Consider the following 19,303-nt stretch of genomic DNA (forward strand, 5'->3'; position numbering starts at 1 on the left):
GCCGTGCCCTACTCTAAAGAGGGCAATTTCCTCAGGTTGTGACCGCGTATGACAGGCGAAATGAACATCCTCCCGCTACCACCGACCACGCCCGCGACGTCGCGGCCGCAGGGTGTGAGCGGCGATCTGCTGAAGCTGCTGACGCCGATGGAGGGCCTGATTACCGCCGGGCAGACCGCCAAAGCCGAAGTGCTGTCGCTGAAGCAGGCGGATCAGTCTTTTCAACTGCTGCTTAAAGTCACCCTCGAAAATGGCCGGCAGACCACGGTTCAGGCCACCAGCTCTCAGCCGTTGCCTCAGGGCACGAACCTGGCGATCACCCAACCATCGGCGGGCAACCTGGCCGTCACCGTGCAACAGGCCATCGCCTCCAGCGTTGCCACCCTCACCCGCATCGACACGGCGCAACTGCCGGTGGGCACCTTGCTGCAAGGCAAAGTGCTGACCTCCCAGGTGATGCCGCAAGTGCCGGGGCAACCGACGGTGTTCCGCTCGCTGGTAAGCCTGCTCAACACCGGGCTGAGTGGCAGCACCCTGAGCATCGACAGTCCGACGCCGCTGCGCATCGGCACCTTGCTGAGCGCGCTGGTGCAAGACACCCAGACCCTGAAATTCGTCCCGCTGAGCAGCCGTCAGGAACAACTGGCGGTCACTCAGCAACTGGTCAGCCAACAGAGCCGCCAGGGTTCGCTGGACGGATTGCTCAAACTCCTGCAAAACCTGCCTGCCTCGGACCAGACCTCCAGTGACCTGCGAACTGCAGTGAACAAATTGCTCGCCGGCCTGCCGGATGTTCAGCAACTGAGCACGCCAAAAGGCCTGGCCCTGGCACTGGCCAACAGCGGGCTGTTCCTCGAGGCAAAACTGCTCACCGGGCAAAATCCGACACTGGCACCCGACATGAAAGGCGATCTGCTCAAGCTGATCGCACAACTGAGCCAGGGGCTGCCGGCCAACACCAACCTCAACGCGATCATTGCTGCCAATACGCTGGCCCAAGCCATGCCGAGTTTCGTGCGCAGCGCCCTCGGCATGCTCGGCCAGGTCAGCACCAAACCGCAGCCGACCAGTTTTCCCCTGCCCGAGCGTTTCCTGCAAAACCTGGAGGGCGAAGGTGATCTGGAGCACTTGCTGCGTTTGGCCGCCGCGGCGGTTTCACGCCTGCAAAGCCATCAACTGTCGAGCCTGGAGCAGAGCGGCGTCACGGACGATGGCCGGCTGATGAGCACCTGGCAGCTCGAAATCCCGATGCGCAATTTGCAGGACATCGTGCCGTTGCAGGTCAAGTTTCAGCGCGAGGAAGCGCCCGAAAAAGATCAAGCCAAGGAACGCCGTGACGAACGCGAACCCAAGCAACAGCTCTGGCGCGTCGATCTGGCGTTCAACATGGAGCCGCTGGGCCCGATGCAGATTCAGGCGCAGTTGATCGAGGGCAGCCTGTCCAGCCAGCTGTGGGCCGAGCGGCCCTACACCGCCAGCCTGATCGAGAGCAATCTGGCCGGGCTGCGCGAACGCTTGCTGGCGTCAGGCCTGAACGTCGGCGATCTCGATTGCCACCTCGGCACGCCGCCGCAAGGCCCCCAAACCCGACTGGAACAACGCTGGGTCGACGAAACCGCATGAGAAATCCCGAAACTCCACGCCAGGCCATCGCCCTCAAATACGACGGCTCCCACGCCCCGACCCTCACGGCCAAGGGCGACGAAGAACTGGCGGAAGAAATCCTGAAGATTGCCCGCGATTATGAAGTGCCGATTTACGAGAACGCCGAGCTGGTGAAACTGCTGGCGAGAATGGAGCTGGGGGACAGTATTCCGGAGGAGTTGTATCGCACGATCGCCGAGATCATTGCGTTTGCGTGGAATTTGAAGGGCAAGTTTCCTGAGGGGCATGATCCGAATGCGCTGATGATCGAGAAAGACATCACCGATCGCGGGGATGACTACTGATTCGGCGTTGAATGCAAAAAGATCGCAGCCTTCGGCAGCTCCTACACCGGATATCCAGTAGGAGCTGCCGAAGGCTGCGATCTTTTGATCTTTCAGTTCTTGTGCACCTTGCTCATCAACTCCGCCTCAGCCTGGGTCAACCCACAGGACTGAGTCAGTTCGTCGACGCTCGCGCCCATTCCGACCAGCCGTGCTGCCTGGGCAAACGACAGGCTCGACGGGTCGCGCTGTTCAAGCTGAGCCAGCTTGTCCGGCAACGGCCTGACCACCGCGCGCAGTTCATGCAGGTCTTCACCCATGCGCACGTTACCGTTCTGGTAGTCATCGACCCGTTTGCCCAGGTCCTTGATGCGCTGATCGCGCAGCGCATCGCCCTGGGCCTGTTGCGCAGCGATCTGCCGCTGGCCCCGAATGTACGCCAGAAACATCGCCAGCGTGCCCGCCCAGAAGAGGAACAGGACAATGACCGCAACCTCAAGAATCAATCAGATGTTCTCCAGGTCCGACCATTCTTCTTCGCTCATCATCTTGTCCAGCTCGACCAGGATCAGCAATTCGTTGTTTTTGTTGCACACGCCTTGAATGAACTTGGCGGACTCTTCGTTACCCACGTTCGGCGCGGTTTCGATTTCCGACTGCCGCAGGTAAACCACTTCGGCCACGCTGTCGACCATGATCCCGACCACTTGTTTGTCGGCTTCAATGATGACGATCCGGGTGTTGTCGCTGATCTCGGCATTCATCAGGCCGAAGCGCTGACGGGTATCGATCACGGTGACCACGTTACCGCGCAGGTTGATGATGCCCAGCACGTAGCTCGGGGCACCCGGGACCGGGGCGATTTCGGTGTAACGCAGGACTTCCTGAACGCGCATCACGTTGATGCCGTAGGTTTCATTGTCCAGCTTGAAGGTTACCCATTGCAGGATCGGATCTTCGGAACCCTTTGCAGACGACGCCTTATCATTCATACCCTGACCCCTCGAAAAACCGCCCCTGGCGGTGTGTGTTCGGTGCGATGGCAAGTCACTTGCCCCGCGTGTTGTTATGTCGGTTTGTGGTTCGGCTTGCTGCCGCCCATGTGCTTCGCCCCACCGCTGGCAATCAGCTCGGCCAGTTCGGAAACATCGAGCAACGCACACATGTGCTCAATCACCGTGCCTGCCAACCATGGCCGTTGACCACGGTGGCTGCGCCATTTGATTTCGTTCGGGTCCAGGCGCAACGAGCGGCTGACCTGATGCACCGCCAGCCCCCACTCGTAGCCCTGAACCGAAATAACGTATTGCAGGCCCTGACGGAAGTCATCGCGATAGCGGTCGGGCATGACCCAACGGGCGGTATCGAGTACTTTCAGGTTGCCGGCCTGGCTCGGCAGGATCCCGAGGAACCATTCCGGCTGACCGAACAACGATGTCAGCTCTTGACCGGCCAAGGAATAAATCGAGCCCAGGCACACCAGCGGCACCGCCAGGGTCAACCCGGCGACATCGAACAACAGGCATTCGAACGGCTCGGCGGCCCACGCAGGACGGCCGTCCGTTACCACCGGTGGCGGCGTGTTGCTCGGTGGCAAATGAACTTCGACGATCGGCGGCACCAGGGCTTGCAGCAACGGAGCGATGGTCGAGACGGGCGCCAGAACCGGCGCCGGCGCCTCGATCAGCGCAACCGGGGTTCTCACCACGGGCGCTGCGACCGGCGCGGCAACGGCTGCCGGTGTCTCGGCAGGTTTCTGCGCATCGCGGGCCTGCTCTTCAAGCACCGCAGCCTGGAACTCGTCCAGCGCCGCTTCCACCTCGATCACCTCGGGAATTGCTTCGATTTCCGGCAGCAACTCTTCGGTCGCGTCCATCAGCAAGTTGTCCAGATAGGACTGGAGCGCCAATTGCGGACGCGAGGTGACCTTCACCGGACGGTTCATGCGCACACCATCGTAGGAGCTGCCGAAGGCTGCGATCTTTTGGCGGATCCGAAGTTATCGCAAAGCAAGATCAAAAGATCGCAGCCTGCGGCAGCTCCTACTGGGATTGGGTTCATGTCAGGCCACCTGCGCAACGGATTGCTGCGTCAACATGTGCTTGAGCAGCGCGCGGTAGGCCATCACGCCGCGGCTTTTGCCGTCGAATTGCGAAGGCGTGACGCCGGCGCGGCTGGCGTCGCGCAAGCGTGTGTCGACCGGGATGTAGCCTTGCCAGATTTCTTCAGGGTACTTGTCGCGCAATACCCGCAAGGTCCCGAGGGAGGCTTGTGTGCGGCGATCAAACAGGGTCGGCACGATGCTGAATGCCAGTGGCAGTTTGCGTGAGCGGTTGATCATCGCCAAGGTGTTGACCATGCGTTCCAGGCCTTTGACCGCCAGGTGTTCGGTCTGCACCGGAATCACTAATTGCTGACTGGCCGCCAAGGCATTGACCATCAGCACACCGAGCAACGGCGGGCTGTCGATCACTGCGTAATCGAAGTCTTGCCACAGTTGCGCCAGGCTCTTGGCGATCACCAGGCCCAAGCCACTCTGGCCCGGCGACTGACGCTCAAGCGTCGCCAGCGCTGTGCTCGACGGCAGCAGGGAAATACTCGCGTGACTGGTAGGCAACAGCAACTGACCGGGCAAGCCTTGCGGCACGCTGCCCTTGTGCAGGAACAAGTCGTAGCTGCTGTGTTCCAGGCTGTCGGGGTCGTAACCGAAATAGCTGGTCATCGAGCCGTGTGGGTCGAGATCGACCACGACCACGCGCTTGCCCGCCTCGGCCAGTAACCCGGCTAAAGCGATGGAGGAAGTGGTTTTACCAACACCACCCTTTTGATTGGCGACTGCCCAGACTCTCATTCGGATTGTTCCTCCCGGTCGGGTCGACCGGGAAATAGCTCAACGTATTAATGCGGGTGACGGAGAATTGACGGCGCTCTCTCGTCCCGGCGACTTGACCGGTGCAGGTGCAGTTTGTGTGCCAGCACGCTTCAACGCGGCATCCGGTTGCGCATGGGCGGTTCCGGTGCCAGTGAGGCTGCGACGTACATCGAGATTTCGTGACACGACCAGCACCACGCGACGGTTGCGCGCCCGGCCCTCTGCCGTGGCGTTGTTGGCCACCGGCTGGAATTCGCCGTAACCCACCGACGCCAGCCGGCCAGGGTTCACACCCTGCATCGCCAGCATGCGCACGATGCTCGCCGAACGCGCCGAGGACAATTCCCAGTTGGTCGGGTACTGCGCGGTACGGATCGGTTGATCGTCGGTAAAACCTTCGACGTGTATCGGGTTGTCGAACGGTTTCAGAATCGCTGCGACCTTGTCGATGATGTTGAAAGCAATGTCGCTGGGCATGGCGTCGCCGCTGCCGAACAACAGGCTGGAGTTGAGCTCGATTTCGACCCACAACTCGTTGCCGCGAATGGTCATCTGTTTGGAGCTGATCAAGTCGCCGAACGCGGCGCTGATGTCATCGGCGATGCTTTTCAGCGGATCACTGGCACCGGCAATACCGGCGTCGACCTGCTCGCTGTCCTTGACCAGCGGCTTGGCCGGGGTCACGGTTTTCGGACGTTCGTCACCGATGGGAATCGGCTTGAGCGCGTGATCCGTATCGGTGAACACGCCGATCAACGCTTCCGAAATGATCTTGTACTTGCCTTCGTTGATCGAAGAAATCGAGTACATCACCACGAAAAAGGCGAACAGCAACGTAATGAAGTCGGCGTAGGAAACCAGCCAGCGTTCGTGGTTTACATGTTCTTCAGGTTGCCGACGACGAGCCATGGTCCATTACCCCCATCAATCCATGAAGCCCTGAAGCTTCAATTCTATAGAGCGAGGGTTTTCGCCTTCGGCGATCGACAGGATGCCTTCGAGCAACATTTCGCGATAACGCGACTGGCGCAATGCAACGGATTTGAGTTTGGCGGCAATCGGCAGCAGCACCAGGTTGGCACTGGCCACGCCGTAGATGGTGGCGACGAAGGCCACGGCGATGCCGCTGCCCAGTTGCGAAGGATCGCCCAGGTTGCCCATGACGTGAATCAGGCCCATCACCGCACCGATGATGCCGATGGTCGGCGCATAGCCACCCATGCTCTCGAAGACCTTGGCGGCTTCGATGTCGCGGCTTTCCTGAGTGTAGAAATCCACTTCCAGGATGCTGCGAATCGCTTCCGGCTCGGCGCCGTCCACCAGCAGTTGCAAGCCTTTACGGGAGTAGCTGTCGGGTTCGGCATCGGCCACACCTTCCAGGCCGAGCAGACCTTCCTTGCGCGCGGTCAGACTCCAGTTCACCACGCGGTCGACGCCGCCGGCCAGGTCCACGCGCGGCGGGAACAGGGTCCAGCCAAGAATCTGCATGGCGCGTTTGAAGGCGCTCATCGGCGATTGCAGCAGCGCCGCACCGACGGTCCCGCCGAGTACGATCAACGCCGCCGGGCCGTTGGCCAGCGCGCCGAGGTGACCGCCTTCAAGGTAGTTGCCACCGATGATGGCGACAAACGCGAGGATGATCCCGATAAGGCTGAGTACATCCATCAGACACACGCCTCGACCAGGTGCTTGCCAATGTCGTCGAGGCCGTACACCGCATCGGCGAGTTCGGCTTTGACGATGGCCATCGGCATGCCGTAGATCACGCAGCTGGCTTCATCCTGAGCCCAGATCGAGCTGCCGCCCTGCTTGAGCAGACGCGCACCTTCACGACCGTCGGCGCCCATGCCGGTCAGTACGACCGCCAGAACTTTGTCACCGTAGGACTTGGCGGCCGAACCGAACGTGATGTCCACGCACGGTTTGTAGTTCAGACGCTCGTCGCCCGGCAGGATTTTCACCGCGCCACGGCCGTCGATCATCATTTGCTTGCCACCCGGCGCCAGCAATGCCAGGCCCGGACGCAGGATGTCGCCATCCTCGGCTTCCTTGACACTGATGCGGCAGAGCTTGTCCAGACGCTCGGCGAACGCCTTGGTGAAGGCGGCCGGCATGTGCTGGATCAACACGATCGGAGCCGGGAAGTTGGCCGGCAATTGCGTCAATACACGCTGCAGGGCAACCGGGCCGCCGGTGGAGGTGCCGATGGCAACCAGCTTGTAGGCTTTGCGTTTCGGCGCTGGCGACGACGGTGCGTGCGCAGGTGCACGAGCCGGGATAGGTGCCGGACGAACAGGCGCGCTACTGCCATAACTGCTGACGCTGGAAGGCGCAGGGGTCGGAGCTGGCGTGGCGACGGGTGCCGGTGCACTGTAAGCGCTGACACGACGGTTACTGCGCGAAATGCTGAGAATCTTTTCGCACAGCAGTTGCTTGACCTTCTCGGGATTGCGCGAGATGTCTTCGAAATTCTTCGGCAGGAAATCCACCGCGCCTGCGTCCAGCGCATCCAGAGTGACCCGGGCGCCTTCGTGCGTCAGCGAGGAGAACATCAACACCGGCGTCGGGCAGCGCTGCATGATGTGCCGCACCGCCGTGATGCCATCCATCATCGGCATCTCGTAGTCCATGGTGATCACGTCCGGCTTGAGGGCCAGCGCCTGATCGATCGCCTCTTTTCCGTTGGTCGCCGTACCGACGACCTGGATATTCGAATCCGCTGAAAGAATTTCCGAGACGCGGCGGCGGAAAAACCCCGAATCGTCCACCACCAGGACTTTGACTACCATAAACACTCCGTTAGGCGGGGGCGAGGCTCAGTCGCCCCGCTCCCCCCAGAATCAAATACGCCGTGCGGCGTAACGCTTGAGCATGCTCGGAACATCGAGAATCAGCGCAATGCGGCCGTCACCGGTGATGGTGGCGCCGGACATGCCCGGGGTTCCCTGGAGCATTTTGCCCAATGGCTTGATGACCACTTCTTCCTGGCCGACCAGTTGATCGACGACGAAGCCGATCCGCTGGGTGCCCACCGAAAGGATCACCACATGGCCTTCGCGCTGCTCTTCGTGAGCGGCGGAGCTGACCAGCCAGCGCTTGAGGTAGAACAGTGGCAGCGCCTTGTCCCGCACGATCACCACTTCCTGGCCGTCCACCACGTTGGTGCGCGACAGGTCGAGATGGAAGATCTCGTTGACGTTCACCAGCGGGAACGCAAACGCCTGGTTGCCGAGCATGACCATCAGCGTCGGCATGATCGCCAGGGTCAACGGCACCTTGATGACGATCTTCGAGCCTTTGCCCTTGGTCGAGTAGATGTTGATGGTGCCGTTGAGCTGGGCGATCTTGGTTTTCACCACGTCCATGCCCACGCCACGACCCGACACGTCGGAGATCTCGGTTTTGGTCGAGAAACCCGGGGCGAAAATCAGGTTGAAGCAGTCGGACTCGCTGAGACGGTCCGCCGCATCCTTGTCCATCAAACCTTTCTTGACCGCGATGCCGCGCAACACGTCAGCGTCCATGCCCTTGCCGTCATCGGAGATGGACAGCAGGATGTGGTCGCCTTCCTGTTCGGCGGACAGAATCACTTTGCCACTGCGCGGCTTGCCCATCGCTTCGCGATCGGCCGGCTCTTCGATACCGTGGTCGACCGAGTTGCGCACCAAGTGGACCAGCGGGTCGGCCAGGGCCTCGACGAGGTTCTTGTCGAGGTCGGTTTCTTCGCCGACCAGTTCCAGGTTGATCTCTTTCTTGAGCTGGCGAGCCAGGTCGCGAACCAGACGCGGGAAGCGCCCGAAGACTTTCTTGATCGGCTGCATCCGGGTCTTCATGACCGCGGTTTGCAGGTCGGCCGTGACCACGTCAAGGTTCGACACGGCCTTGGACATGGCTTCATCGGCGCTGTTGGCGCCCAGGCGAACCAAGCGGTTACGCACCAGAACCAATTCGCCGACCATGTTCATGATTTCATCGAGACGCGCGGTGTCGACCCGCACGGTGGTCTCGGCTTCGCTGGCCGGTTTTTCCGCAGGTGGCGCGGCCGGTGCACGGGCAGGTGCAGCGGCGGCAGGCTTCGGTGCAGCGGCGGCAGGCTTCGGTGCTTCGGCTTTTGGCTCGGGCGCCTTGGCGACAGGTGCCGGGGCTTTGGCGACGGGCGCCGCTACCGAAGAAGCGGCAGAACCGGTGCCGACTTCAGTGAACTTGCCTTTACCGTGCAATTCGTCGAGCAGCGATTCGAACTCGTGATCCGAGATCAGATCGCTGCCAGCCGCTTTGGCGATGGGCGCAGCGGCGACCGGGACCGAAGCAATCGCCGATTCCAGCGCGTCGACGGCAAAGTTGCCCTTGCCGTGCAACTGATCGAGCAGGGCTTCGAACTCGTCGTCGGTAATGTCGGAGCTGTCGCCTGGCGCTTTCGGGGCAGCCGGTGCAGCAGGCGCAGCTACCGCGTCGACGGCGAACTGGCCTTTGCCGTGCAGTTGATCGAGCAACGACTCGAATTCTGCATCGGTGATTTCGTCGCTGGCCGCAGCATCGGAAGCTGCAACCGGAGCAGCCGCCGGCGCCTCGGCCTGAGCCTTGACGGCGTTCAGCGAGTCCAGCAGTTGTTCAAATTCGCTATCGGTGATGTCGCCCGAATCGGCTTCGGCAGCCGGTTCTTCCACCACTTCAGCCACAGGCGCGGCTTGATCGGCGGATTGCGGCTCGGCCAGACGGGCCAGGGCTGCAAGCAATTCAGGCGTGGCAGCCGTGATCGGGCTGCGTTCGCGGACTTCGCTGAACATGCTGTTCACCGCGTCCAGCGCTTCGAGAACCACGTCCATCAATTCCGGGTCGACGCGACGCTCACCCTTGCGCAGGATGTCGAACACGTTCTCGGCGATGTGACAGCACTCCACCAGCTCGTTGAGCTGGAGGAAGCCGGCGCCCCCTTTTACAGTGTGAAAACCGCGAAAAATTGCATTGAGCAAGTCCGCATCATCCGGTCGGCTTTCAAGCTCGACCAGTTGTTCGGACAGTTGCTCAAGAATCTCGCCGGCCTCAACCAGGAAATCCTGAAGGATCTCTTCATCGGCGCCGAAGCTCATTAAGGGTGTGCTCCTAACAGGTCTAAAAACCTAAAATACCTAAAATTCTAAAACCCTAGGCTGGATAGCAAATCGTCCACATCGTCCTGACCGGACACAACGTCTTCTCTTTTATCGGCATGAATCTGCGGACCTTCACCCTGAGAGAGATGTTTTTGCGGATCTTTTTCAGCAAGCATCGCTTCACGGTCATGTTCGATGCCCGCAAAGCGGTCCACGTGACTGGCCATGAGCACGAGCTTGAGCAGGTTGCTTTCAACTTCAGTGACCAATTGGGTCACACGCTTGATCACTTGACCTGTGAGGTCCTGGTAATCCTGAGCGAGCAGAATGTCGTTGAGGTTGCTCGACACCGCGCGGTTGTCCACGCTGCTGCGTGTCAGGAAACCGTCGACACGCCGTGCCAGTTCGCGGAACTCCTCAGCCCCGACCTCGCGACGCATGAACCGCCCCCAGTCCGTGCTCAGCGCCTGGGCTTCATTGCTCAGGCTGTTGACCAGCGGCGTGGAGTTTTCGACCAGATCCATGGTGCGGTTGGCAGCAGCCTCGGTCAGTTTCACAACGTAACCCAGACGCTCGGTGGCATCCGTGATCTGCGACACTTCCTCGGCTTGCGGCATGTGCGGGTCAATCTGGAAATTGACGATCGCGCTGTGCAGCTCGCGGGTGAGCTTGCCCACTTCCTGATACAGGCCGCGGTCACGGGTCTGATTGAGCTCATGGATCAGTTGTACAGCGTCGCCGAACTTGCCTTTTTCAAGGCTTTCGACCAGTTCGACCGCGTGTTTTTTCAGGGTCGATTCAAAATTGCCCTGTGAAGATTCTTTTTGGTCCATAGCTCCCCCGTGGCGCAGTTTCTCAACCGATGCGTTCGAAAATCTTCTCGATTTTTTCTTTCAACGCCTGGGCCGTGAAGGGTTTGACCACATAGCCGTTAACACCGGCCTGGGCCGCTTCGATGATCTGCTCGCGCTTGGCTTCAGCGGTCACCATCAGCACCGGCAGGTGCTTGAGCTTTTCATCGGCGCGCACGTGACGCAGCAGATCGATACCGGTCATGCCAGGCATGTTCCAGTCCGTTACCAGAAAGTCGATGCTTCCGCTGTTGAGAACCGGAATGGCAGTAGTGCCATCGTCGGCCTCGACCGTGTTGGTGAACCCAAGGTCACGCAACAGGTTTTTTATGATCCGCCGCATCGTTGAGAAGTCATCAACGATGAGGATTTTCATGTTCTTGTCCAATTCGACCTCCAAGCAGTCTTAAACGCGCCCAGCACCTGGACGCGCCATTTCAATCAATCCGGCAAAGCACTCAATGACTGTCTGGAGCACAACAGATCGAAACCGGCGCAGTTCAACACCACACCAGCCACGTTCGCAGTGTCCCCACACTGCCTTCAGCGCGCTCGCCACTCCCCCAAACGCCCCCGCAAACGGGCCGCGCACTGGCTGTGTAACTGGCTGACCCGAGATTCGCTGACCCCCAGGACCTCACCGATTTCCTTGAGATTCAACTCTTCGTCGTAGTACAGCGCCAACACCAGTCGCTCACGCTCCGGCAAATTGGCAATCGCGTCCGCCAGCGCCGCCTGGAAGCGTTCATCTTCCAGATCGCGTGACGGCTCGAGATGAGCACTCGCGCCATCCTCGTGCAGCCCTTCGTGTTCGCCGTCCTGCAACAGATCGTCGAAACTGAATAACCGGCTGCCCAGGGTGTCGTTCAAAATCCCGTAGTAATCGTCGAGACTCAATTGGAGTTCGGCCGCAACTTCGTGATCTTTAGCGTCACGACCGGTTTTAGCTTCAATCGAGCGAATTGCGTCGCTGACCATGCGGGTATTGCGGTGGACCGAACGTGGCGCCCAGTCCCCCTTGCGGACTTCATCGAGCATCGCGCCGCGGATTCGAATGCCCGCGTAAGTCTCGAAACTCGCGCCTTTGCTGGCGTCGTATTTGGTCGATACTTCAAGCAGGCCGATCATGCCGGCCTGGATCAGGTCTTCGACCTGGACACTGGCCGGCAAACGCGCCAGCAAGTGGTAAGCAATGCGTTTGACCAGTGGCGCGTAACGCTCGATCAGCTCGTACTGCGCGTCACGCGCCGACTTCTTGTAAAGATTGTAACCGCTGGCTGTCATAGCACGGGTCCTGCCGTTTGTTGCACGAGGCGCTCGACGAAAAACTCCAGGTGCCCACGCGGGTTGGCGGGCAGCGGCCAGGTATCGACCTTTTGTGCGATGGCCTTGAAGGCCAGGGAGCACTTGGAACGCGGGAAAGCTTCATAAACCGCACGCTGCTTCTGAACGGCCTTGCGCACGCTTTCGTCGTACGGCACCGCACCGACGTATTGTAAGGCGACGTCGAGGAAGCGATCCGTGACTTTGGTCAACTTGGCGAACAGGTTGCGACCTTCCTGCGGGCTCTGGGCCATGTTGGCCAGAACGCGGAAGCGGTTCATGCCGTAGTCGCGGTTAAGCAGTTTGATCAGTGCGTAGGCGTCGGTGATCGAGGTCGGCTCGTCGCAGACCACCAGCAAGACTTCCTGCGCGGCGCGAACGAAACTGACGACCGACTCACCAATACCCGCAGCGGTGTCGATCACCAGGACGTCGAGGTTATCGCCGATATCGCTGAACGCCTGGATCAGGCCGGCATGCTGCGCCGGGCTCAGATGCACCATGCTCTGAGTGCCGGACGCCGCCGGGACGATGCGGATGCCACCGGGCCCCTGCAACAACACGTCGCGCAGCTCACAGCGGCCTTCGATCACGTCGGCCAGGGTACGTTTGGGTGTCAGTCCCAGCAGGACGTCGACATTCGCCAGCCCCAGATCGGCGTCCAGCAGCATGACGCGCCGGCCGAGCTCAGCTAGAGCCAGGGACAAGTTCACTGACACATTAGTCTTCCCGACGCCACCTTTGCCGCCGGTCACCGCGATCACCTGTACGGGATGCATGCTGCCCATGTTATTTCTTTACCTTGTCTTGCATAGACGGAGGCCACATTACTGGCTGCGCGTTCATCAACTGAACAATGCATGGCAGACCATCGATGTAGGTACAAAAACTATTCATTGTCACCTCAGCCGACCTGCTTGGTCGGACTGTGGTAAATGTCAGCGAACATGTCAGCCATGGCTTCCTCGCTGGGTTCTTCCTGCATTTGCACACTGACGGCGCGGCTGACCAACTGATGACGACGCGGCAGATGCAAATCATCCGGAATCCGAGGTCCATCGGTCAGGTAAGCCACCGGCAACTCATGACTGATTGCCAGGCTCAACACCTCGCCCAGGCTTGCCGTCTCATCCAGTTTAGTCAGGATGCAGCCAGCGAGCCCGCAGCGCTTGTAACTGTGATAAGCGGCGGTTAAAACCTGTTTCTGGCTGGTGGTTGCCAGAACCAGATAATTTTTTGATTTGATACCACGACCGGCCAGGCTTTCGAGCTGCATGCGCAGTGCCGGATCGCTGGCCTGAAGGCCTGCGGTATCGATCAGCACCACGCGTTTGCGCAGCAAAGGGTCCAGCGCCTGCACCAGGGACTGGCCCGGATCGACGTGCGTTACCGACACGTTGAGGATCCGGCCGAGCGTTTTGAGTTGTTCCTGAGCGCCGATGCGGTAGCTGTCCATGCTCACCAGCGCGATGTTTTGCGCACCATACTTGAGCACGTAACGGGCCGCGAGCTTGGCCAGGGTGGTGGTCTTGCCCATGCCGGCAGGACCGACCATGGCAATTACACCACCCTCTTCCAGCGGCTCGACTTCCGGTGTGGCGATCATCCGCGCCAGGTGCGCCAGCAACATGCGCCAGGCCTGACGAGGTTCTTCAATGTCGGTAATCATTTCCAGCAGATCGCGGGACAACGGTCCGGACAAACCGATGCGCTGCAGGCGACGCCAAAGGTTGGCCTGGGCCGGACGGCTGCCTTGCAGCTGGTTCCAGGCCAGGGAGCCGAGTTGTACTTCCATCAGCTCGCGCAGGCTGTTGAGCTCGGAACGCATCGAGTCGAAAGCCCGCGGATCGACACCGCCTGCGGCTGGCGCAGGGGCCGGCGCTGCACGACGGGGTTCGGTGTAAGTCGGTTCGATCAGCGGTTCGGCGGCAGTCAGCGGCAGACCGGCGAACAACTGGCGATTGGTGGCCTTGTCGCTCTCGCCTTCGCTACGCAGGCTCAGTTCGGCCTGGGCGGTCACGATCCGCGACTGGGTCTTGCGCAGCTCGTCCTCGAGTTCCATGTTCGGAACACGCGGGGCCAGCGCCGACAGTTTGTAATCGAGGGCGGCCGTCAGCTCCACACCACCGGCGATCCGGCGGTTGCCAATGATGGCGGCATCAGCGCCCAGCTCATCACGAACCAGCTTCATGGCCTGACGCATATCGGCGGCGAAAAAACGCTTAACTTGCATAAACCACTACCTCAGCCGTTGGGCCCTACAGTCGCAACGATGGTCACTTGCTTGTTGTCAGGGATTTCCTGGTAAGCCAACACATGCAAACCCGGGACTGCCAGTCGGCCAAATCGCGACAGCATCGCGCGAACCGGACCGGCCACCAGCAGAATCACCGGTTGACCTTGCATTTCCTGACGCTGCGCCGCTTCGATCAACGAGCGTTGCAGTTTTTCGGCCATGCTTGGCTCCAGCAGAACGCCCTCTTCCGAGCCTTGTCCTGCCTTCTGAAGACTATTGAGCAATATTTGTTCCAACCTTGGCTCAAGAGTAATAACTGGCAGCTCCGACTCAGTCCCTACAATGCTTTGGACGATTGCACGGGATACGCCGACGCGCACCGCGGCCACCAGCGCGGCAGTATCTTGACTCTTGGCGGCATTGTTCGCGATCGCCTCGGCGATGCTGCGAATGTCCCGCACGGGCACCTGTTCGGCCAGCAACGCCTGGAGAACCTTGAGCAGCTGCGACAACGACACCACGCCAGGCACCAGCTCCTCGGCCAGTTTCGGCGAGCTTTTGGCCAGCAATTGCATGAGTTGCTGCACTTCTTCGTGACCGATCAGCTCACTGGAGTGTTTGTACAGAATCTGGTTCAAGTGGGTTGCCACTACTGTACTGGCATCGACCACGGTGTAACCGAGGGATTGCGCCTGCGCACGCTGGCTGATTTCGATCCAGACCGCTTCCAGCCCGAAAGCCGGATCTTTGGCGGTAATCCCGTTGAGCGAACCGTAGACCTGACCCGGGTTAATCGCCAGCTCCCGATCCGGATAAATCTCCGCTTCGGCCAGGATCACCCCCATCAGGGTCAGTCGATAAGCACTTGGCGCGAGGTCGAGGTTGTCACGGATATGCACAGTCGGCATCAGGAAACCCAGATCCTGGGACAGCTTCTTGCGCACGCCCTTGATCCGCGCCAGCAACTGACCACCCTGATTGCGATCCACCAGCGGAATCAGGCGATAACCGACTTCCAGGCCAATCATGTCGATCGGGGTCACATCGTCCCAGCCAAGCTCCTTGGTTTCCTGCGCGCGAGCCGGCGATGGCAGCAATTCCTGCTGACGCTTGACCTCTTGCAAGGCCTGAACCTTGACGACGTTCTGCTTCTTCCAGAACAGGTACGCGCCACCGGCCGCGAGGGCCGCCATGCTCAGAAAGGAGAAGTGCGGCATGCCGGGCACCAGGCCCATCACCGCCATCAAACCCGCCGCGACAGCCAGCGCCTTGGGCGAGGCGAACATCTGGCGATTGATCTGCTTGCCCATGTCTTCCGAACCGGAAGCACGGGTCACCATGATCGCGGCGGCAGTGGACAACAGCAGTGATGGCAATTGCGCCACCAAACCGTCACCGATGGTCAGCAGCGCGTAAACCTTGCCGGCATCGCCGAAGGTCATGCCGTGCTGGAAGATACCGACCGCCATACCGCCGATCAGGTTGATGAACAGAATCAGCAAACCGGCGATGGCGTCACCGCGCACGAATTTGCTGGCACCGTCCATGGAACCATAGAACTCGGCCTCCTGGGCCACTTCCATCCGGCGCAATTTGGCCTGGTTCTGATCGATCAGGCCGGCGTTCAAATCGGCGTCGATCGCCATTTGTTTACCGGGCATTGCATCGAGGGTGAAACGCGCGCTCACCTCGGAAATCCGCCCGGCGCCCTTGGTCACCACGACAAAGTTGATGATCATCAAAATCGCGAAGACCACGATACCGACCACGTAGTTACCGCCGATCACCACCTCGCCAAAGGCCTGGATCACCTTACCGGCAGCGGCATGGCCGTCCTGGCCATGGAGCATCACCACTCGCGTGGAGGCCACGTTCAGCGCCAGCCGCAACAACGTTGCCACCAGCAAAATGGTCGGGAACACCGCGAAATCCAGCGGCCGCAAGGCGTAGACGCAGACCAGCAACACGACAATCGACAGCGCAATGTTGAATGTGAAGAACACGTCCAGCAGGAACGGCGGCACCGGCAGCATCATCATGGCCAGCATGACCAGCAGCAACAGCGGCACACCCAAATTACCCCGACTCAGGTCGGCGACGTTAGTGCGGGCACTGTTGAGTAACTGAGAGCGATCCACCGATTTTCCCCGTTCCTTTAAAGCAAACTTTTGACGCCCGAAGCAGGCGCAGAGCGGGTACTGCAAGAAGCCTTCCAACTTTTGCGGGGGGGTTGGAACAGGGGGGGGGTATCGAGGGAGATTTGTGTTGCCTGATCTGGCCGCTTCGCGAGCAGGCTCCCACCATGATCCAGGCTCACCGCGAAATCAGCGTTCGACACACATTCACTGTGGGAGCGAGCCTGCTCGCGAAGAGGCCAGAACTGCCAGCGCACTTCTGAAGAATCGCGCCGCTGATCTGACTTAGGCGAGGAGCTAATCGAACGGACCAACGTCAGCGAACCTATCAGTTCTGCTAGTACCCACGCCATGCGCTACCGCCGATACTGAACGCCTGCACTTCGGACCTACGGAGCATTCATTCATGCAATCGCCGGGCGAAACCCTGCTCTGCCAATATCGCTACGACGCCCTCGACCGGCTGGTCGCCAACGCGCTGCCGAACGAGCCAGAGCGCCAGCGGTTCTATTGCAAAAGCCGTTTGGCCACGGAAATCGAGGGCGCCATCCATTACTCCATCGTTCAAAGCGGCGACCAATTGCTTGCGCAACAACGGATAGAGGGAGGCGCTCACGAGACTTCACTGCTGGCCACCGATGAGCAGCGTTCGGTGTTGCGGACACTCAACGCAAACCAACCACCACAGCCTCTGGTTTACTCACCCTATGGCTACTATCCGTATTTGAATGCATTACTCAGTCTGCTCGGCTTCAACGGTGAAGGAGCGGACCCGGTGACGGGGTGTTATTTGCTGGGGAATGGGCATCGGGCATTTAATCCGGTGTTGATGCGATTTAATAGCCCGGATAGTTTGAGTCCGTTTAGCAAAGGCGGGATGAATTCTTATGGGTATTGCCTGGGAGACCCGATAAACAGAAGAGATCCTAATGGGCGATTTTCCATTATGAAACTGTTTAATTATATTCGCCCTAGAAAAATACCCTTCAAAGTTACTGGTTATCATCATGAATATAAAATACGCCCTGAAATCTCCACCCAAAAAGCCTTGAGCGCGCGCAACGAGATATACCAACTACAAAAAGAAATCGGCCGCCACGGCAACCATTTAGATAAAGTCTACGATATGGATTACAAAGCCATTACCCACACCGGCAACGCTTCGACGAACAATTCCAGCCTGCAACAGGCTGCAGCCAACTGGGTCCCCCTGCAACAATTTTACGATGCCCCCGCGCCTGTGCAAAAACTAACCCTCAACCACAGAACAGCGGAATACGACTCAACATTTAAAGCTGTACTTAACAATCTAGGCTTTGAAAAAAATGGAACTCGCCAATTATACAAAAACAATTTGCTCGGACTCAAACCGGAACACCTCAAAAAGTCACCTGGACTCTACGGGAGACTTGAAAATGAATATTTAGAGCATTTGATAACTGCCAATACTCGCAATATCAATAGTCTAATAAATCAACGCGACAAAATATTTCGCCAGCACTTTATTGATATCCACTCTTAAAAAAAGGGGGCCGATTTAATTACCAAACTTCCGCTGGGGCTCGGGAGGATTTGTTGGGGGGGATTAGGTTTGTCTGGGCAGACCTCTATCGCGAGCAGGCTCGCTCACAATGATCGAAGCCAACCGGAAAATCAGCGTTCGACACACAACCAATGTGGGAGTGAGCCTGCTCGCGAAGAGGCCACCCGCGACAGCACAAAACTCAGGAATCGCGCCGCAGGTCCGGCGGAATTGGCAAATCATCCTTGAGCGGCTCGGGACGCTTGCCCTTGCCGGCACGGTGCTGGCGGATCTGGTAAACGTAGGCAAGCACCTGCGCGACGGCAAGATACAGCCCGCCAGGAATTTCCTGCTCCAGCTCGGTGGAGTAATAGATCGAACGCGCCAGGGCCGGCGACTCCAGCAGCAACACTTCATTGGCCACAGCGATTTCGCGGATTTTCAGGGCCACGAAGTCACTACCCTTGGCCAGCAGCACTGGCGCACTGCCTTTTTCCGGATCGTACTTGAGCGCCACGGCGTAGTGAGTCGGGTTGGTGATCACCACGTCGGCCTCGGGAATCGCGGCCATCATCCGCCGCTGAGACATCTCGCGCTGCAACTGGCGAATCCGCTGCTTGACCTCCGGTTTCCCCTCCTGATCCTTGTGCTCGTCGCGCACTTCCTGCTTGGTCATCAGCAGTTTCTTGTGGCTCTGATAAAGCTGCACCGGAACATCCACCGCCGCGATCAGAATCAGCCCGCACGCCATCCATAACGTGCTCCAGCCTACCAACTGCACACTGTGGATGATCGCCTGCTCAAGCGGCTCATGGGCAATGCGCAACAGGTCATCGATGTCCGAACGCAGGACGGTCAACGCCACAAACAGGATCAGCAGAAACTTGGCCAGCGCCTTGAGCAGTTCGATCACGGCCGTACTGGAGAACATCCGCTTGAGCCCCGCCGCCGGGTTCATCCGGCTGAATTTGGGCGCCAGGCTCTTGCCGGCGAACAACCAGCCGCCCAGGGAAATCGGCCCCAGAATGGCCGCCAGCAGGAGCGTCAGCAATATCGGCTGTACCGCCAGAATTGCGATCTTTCCCGAATGCAGCAGGTACTGACTCATCTGCCCGGGATCAAGCAACACATCCCGCGGCAGGGAAAAGTTCAGGCGCATGATTTCCAGCAGATCCAGAGCCAGACCGCCGCCGTAGATCAACAATCCCCCGGCACCGGCCATCATGGTTGCCAGAGTATTGAGCTCTTTGGATCGGGCAATCTCGCCCTTGTCCCTGGAGTCCTTTTTGCGCTTCTCCGTGGGGTCTTCTGTTTTGTCCTGACCGCTCTCGCTCTCGGCCATG

At 59.5% G+C, this 19,303-nt stretch carries 18 protein-coding genes; 3 read left to right on the top strand and 15 right to left on the bottom strand.

What is annotated here, in order from left to right; all coding sequences use genetic code 11:
• Positions 1-48 precede the first annotated feature (48 nt).
• Both fliK and ACYZTL_RS07830 read left to right on the top strand, forming a co-directional pair.
• Positions 49-1,623, top strand: coding sequence for a flagellar hook-length control protein FliK (gene fliK, locus ACYZTL_RS07825; protein WP_461951294.1), 1,575 nt, complete (start codon positions 49-51; stop codon positions 1,621-1,623).
• Positions 1,620-1,949, top strand: coding sequence for an EscU/YscU/HrcU family type III secretion system export apparatus switch protein (locus tag ACYZTL_RS07830; protein ID WP_461951295.1), 330 nt, complete (start codon positions 1,620-1,622; stop codon positions 1,947-1,949). Before fliK ends, ACYZTL_RS07830 begins: the two co-directional genes overlap by 4 nt.
• A 92-nt stretch (positions 1,950-2,041) precedes the next feature.
• On the opposite strand, the gene ACYZTL_RS07835 is transcribed toward ACYZTL_RS07830, so the two are convergent.
• From ACYZTL_RS07835 to flhA, 14 genes are all read right to left on the bottom strand, one after another.
• On the bottom strand, positions 2,042-2,434 hold the full coding sequence (locus ACYZTL_RS07835; RefSeq protein ID WP_461951296.1) for a DUF2802 domain-containing protein: 393 nt from the start codon (positions 2,432-2,434) through the stop codon (positions 2,042-2,044).
• Positions 2,435-2,920 carry a chemotaxis protein CheW gene (locus ACYZTL_RS07840; protein ID WP_131061597.1) on the bottom strand — a complete coding sequence of 162 codons (486 nt, stop codon included), beginning with the start codon at positions 2,918-2,920 and terminating at the stop codon, positions 2,435-2,437. It lies immediately after the preceding gene.
• A gap of 74 nt (positions 2,921-2,994) precedes the next feature.
• Positions 2,995-3,873: a CheW domain-containing protein gene (locus tag ACYZTL_RS07845; protein ID WP_461951297.1), complete on the bottom strand. Its 879-nt coding sequence runs from the start codon at positions 3,871-3,873 to the stop codon at positions 2,995-2,997.
• A gap of 117 nt (positions 3,874-3,990) precedes the next feature.
• Positions 3,991-4,779 carry a ParA family protein gene (locus tag ACYZTL_RS07850; RefSeq protein ID WP_214381554.1) on the bottom strand — a complete coding sequence of 263 codons (789 nt, stop codon included), beginning with the start codon at positions 4,777-4,779 and terminating at the stop codon, positions 3,991-3,993.
• Between the two features lie 39 nt (positions 4,780-4,818).
• Complete coding sequence (motD, locus tag ACYZTL_RS07855; protein WP_461951298.1) at positions 4,819-5,709, bottom strand: flagellar motor protein MotD; 891 nt, start codon at positions 5,707-5,709, stop codon at positions 4,819-4,821.
• A 15-nt stretch (positions 5,710-5,724) separates the two neighbouring features.
• On the bottom strand, positions 5,725-6,465 hold the full coding sequence (locus tag ACYZTL_RS07860; RefSeq protein WP_461951299.1) for a flagellar motor protein: 741 nt from the start codon (positions 6,463-6,465) through the stop codon (positions 5,725-5,727).
• Positions 6,465-7,589, bottom strand: a complete 1,125-nt coding sequence (locus ACYZTL_RS07865; protein ID WP_461951300.1) for a protein-glutamate methylesterase/protein-glutamine glutaminase — start codon at positions 7,587-7,589, stop codon at positions 6,465-6,467. Before ACYZTL_RS07865 ends, ACYZTL_RS07860 begins: the two co-directional genes overlap by 1 nt.
• Before the next feature lie 51 nt (positions 7,590-7,640).
• The gene (locus tag ACYZTL_RS07870) at positions 7,641-9,890 is read right to left on the bottom strand and encodes a chemotaxis protein CheA (protein WP_461951301.1); all 2,250 of its coding nucleotides are present in this window, start codon (positions 9,888-9,890) and stop codon (positions 7,641-7,643) included.
• Between the two features lie 47 nt (positions 9,891-9,937).
• Complete coding sequence (locus ACYZTL_RS07875) at positions 9,938-10,726, bottom strand: protein phosphatase CheZ (RefSeq protein WP_461951302.1); 789 nt, start codon at positions 10,724-10,726, stop codon at positions 9,938-9,940.
• A gap of 22 nt (positions 10,727-10,748) precedes the next feature.
• Positions 10,749-11,120, bottom strand: a complete 372-nt coding sequence (locus ACYZTL_RS07880) for a chemotaxis response regulator CheY (RefSeq protein ID WP_003183998.1) — start codon at positions 11,118-11,120, stop codon at positions 10,749-10,751.
• A gap of 167 nt (positions 11,121-11,287) precedes the next feature.
• Positions 11,288-12,028, bottom strand: coding sequence for an RNA polymerase sigma factor FliA (gene fliA, locus ACYZTL_RS07885; protein WP_007894214.1), 741 nt, complete (start codon positions 12,026-12,028; stop codon positions 11,288-11,290).
• On the bottom strand, positions 12,025-12,855 hold the full coding sequence (fleN, locus tag ACYZTL_RS07890; protein ID WP_007975361.1) for a flagellar synthesis regulator FleN: 831 nt from the start codon (positions 12,853-12,855) through the stop codon (positions 12,025-12,027). Before fleN ends, fliA begins: the two co-directional genes overlap by 4 nt.
• Positions 12,856-12,971: 116 nt before the next feature.
• The gene (gene flhF / locus ACYZTL_RS07895; RefSeq protein WP_461951303.1) at positions 12,972-14,300 is read right to left on the bottom strand and encodes a flagellar biosynthesis protein FlhF; all 1,329 of its coding nucleotides are present in this window, start codon (positions 14,298-14,300) and stop codon (positions 12,972-12,974) included.
• Between the two features lie 11 nt (positions 14,301-14,311).
• On the bottom strand, positions 14,312-16,441 hold the full coding sequence (gene flhA / locus ACYZTL_RS07900) for a flagellar biosynthesis protein FlhA (protein ID WP_461951304.1): 2,130 nt from the start codon (positions 16,439-16,441) through the stop codon (positions 14,312-14,314).
• Positions 16,442-16,844: 403 nt separating this feature from the next.
• Here flhA and ACYZTL_RS07905 point away from each other — a divergent pair, with 403 nt between their 5' ends.
• A complete protein-coding gene (locus ACYZTL_RS07905; protein WP_461951305.1) occupies positions 16,845-17,960 on the top strand; it encodes an RHS repeat-associated core domain-containing protein in 1,116 nt (371 codons plus the stop codon).
• Positions 17,961-18,162: 202 nt separating this feature from the next.
• On the opposite strand, the gene flhB is transcribed toward ACYZTL_RS07905, so the two are convergent.
• Entirely contained in the window at positions 18,163-19,302 is a 1,140-nt protein-coding gene (flhB, locus tag ACYZTL_RS07910) for a flagellar biosynthesis protein FlhB (RefSeq protein ID WP_461951306.1), read from the bottom strand.
• Between the last annotated feature and the right edge of the window lies 1 nt (position 19,303).

It is taken from the genome of Pseudomonas sp. LB3P81, from assembly GCF_054897965.1.

What these genes read in the sequence shown, in the direction of transcription:
- ACYZTL_RS07905 (WP_461951305.1), top strand. Translation starts at nt 16,845, where the DNA reads ATGCAATCGCCGGGCGAAACCCTGCTCTGCCAATATCGCTACGACGCC.
- ACYZTL_RS07875 (WP_461951302.1), bottom strand. Translation starts at nt 10,726, where the DNA reads ATGGACCAAAAAGAATCTTCACAGGGCAATTTTGAATCGACCCTGAAA.
- flhF (WP_461951303.1), bottom strand. Translation starts at nt 14,300, where the DNA reads ATGCAAGTTAAGCGTTTTTTCGCCGCCGATATGCGTCAGGCCATGAAG.
- motD (WP_461951298.1), bottom strand. Translation starts at nt 5,709, where the DNA reads ATGGCTCGTCGTCGGCAACCTGAAGAACATGTAAACCACGAACGCTGG.
- ACYZTL_RS07865 (WP_461951300.1), bottom strand. Translation starts at nt 7,589, where the DNA reads ATGGTAGTCAAAGTCCTGGTGGTGGACGATTCGGGGTTTTTCCGCCGC.
- ACYZTL_RS07880 (WP_003183998.1), bottom strand. Translation starts at nt 11,120, where the DNA reads ATGAAAATCCTCATCGTTGATGACTTCTCAACGATGCGGCGGATCATA.
- ACYZTL_RS07860 (WP_461951299.1), bottom strand. Translation starts at nt 6,465, where the DNA reads ATGGATGTACTCAGCCTTATCGGGATCATCCTCGCGTTTGTCGCCATC.
- ACYZTL_RS07870 (WP_461951301.1), bottom strand. Translation starts at nt 9,890, where the DNA reads ATGAGCTTCGGCGCCGATGAAGAGATCCTTCAGGATTTCCTGGTTGAG.
- ACYZTL_RS07840 (WP_131061597.1), bottom strand. Translation starts at nt 2,920, where the DNA reads ATGAATGATAAGGCGTCGTCTGCAAAGGGTTCCGAAGATCCGATCCTG.
- fliA (WP_007894214.1), bottom strand. Translation starts at nt 12,028, where the DNA reads ATGACAGCCAGCGGTTACAATCTTTACAAGAAGTCGGCGCGTGACGCG.
- fliK (WP_461951294.1), top strand. Translation starts at nt 49, where the DNA reads ATGACAGGCGAAATGAACATCCTCCCGCTACCACCGACCACGCCCGCG.
- ACYZTL_RS07850 (WP_214381554.1), bottom strand. Translation starts at nt 4,779, where the DNA reads ATGAGAGTCTGGGCAGTCGCCAATCAAAAGGGTGGTGTTGGTAAAACC.
- ACYZTL_RS07830 (WP_461951295.1), top strand. Translation starts at nt 1,620, where the DNA reads ATGAGAAATCCCGAAACTCCACGCCAGGCCATCGCCCTCAAATACGAC.
- flhB (WP_461951306.1), bottom strand. Translation starts at nt 19,302, where the DNA reads ATGGCCGAGAGCGAGAGCGGTCAGGACAAAACAGAAGACCCCACGGAG.
- fleN (WP_007975361.1), bottom strand. Translation starts at nt 12,855, where the DNA reads ATGGGCAGCATGCATCCCGTACAGGTGATCGCGGTGACCGGCGGCAAA.
- ACYZTL_RS07845 (WP_461951297.1), bottom strand. Translation starts at nt 3,873, where the DNA reads ATGAACCGTCCGGTGAAGGTCACCTCGCGTCCGCAATTGGCGCTCCAG.